The following is a 763-nucleotide window of genomic DNA, read 5'->3' on the forward strand; positions in this document are numbered from 1 at the left end:
GCGTCCTGCAACCGGTCCGTCTTAAACTCGATCCCGGTAGCAAGGGAACCGGCGTGGCCATCGTGCGTGAGGTCGAGCCCTGCGGCGGCGAGGCGACCCGGCATGCCGCCGTGCTGTCGCTAGTGGAACTGATACACCGCGGCGCGCAGATCAGCCTGAACCTGACGGCCCGCAGGGCTATGCGCCGGTCGCGACGCGGGCGGAAGACGCGGTATCGCGCTGCCCGATTCGACAACCGCCGTAAGCCGGCAGGCTGGCTAGCGCCGAGCCTACAACACCGTGTGCAGACCACGATGGCCTGGGTCCGCCGCTTGCGCGCACTCGCCCCGATCACCGCCATCAGCACCGAACTCGTCCGCTTCGACATGCAGGCGATGCAGAACGCCGAGATCTCCGGCGTCGAGTATCAGCAGGGCGAACTGGCCGGCTATGAGGTCCGCGAATACCTACTAGAGAAATGGGGCCGGCAGTGCGCGTACTGCGATGCCCGCGATATGCCGCTGGAATTGGAACATATCGATGCCCGGGCAAACGGAGGCTCGAATCGGGTCTCCAATCTGACACTGGCTTGCGTGCCTTGCAATAGGAAGAAGGCCGCTCGCCTGCTCTCTGATTTCCTGCGCAAGGACCCGGAGCGCCTCAGACGCATTCTGGCGAAGGCAAAGGCCCCGCTTCGCGACGCTGCCGCCGTCAATTCGACCCGGTGGGCGCTGTACAACGCGCTGAAGACCACGGGGCTTTCAGTGGAGACTGGGTCGGGTGG

1 protein-coding gene is annotated in these 763 nt (G+C 65.3%); it reads left to right on the forward strand.

Annotation, left to right across the window (positions count from 1 at the left end):
* Nucleotides 1–763, forward strand: a 763-nt coding sequence (gene iscB, locus ACGLHR_RS51950; RefSeq protein WP_400103951.1) for an RNA-guided endonuclease IscB, incomplete at both ends; no start/stop codon positions are given.

The sequence above is a fragment of the Cupriavidus sp. CuC1 genome (assembly GCF_044627735.1).
GTDB lineage: Bacteria > Pseudomonadota > Gammaproteobacteria > Burkholderiales > Burkholderiaceae > Cupriavidus > Cupriavidus ulmosensis.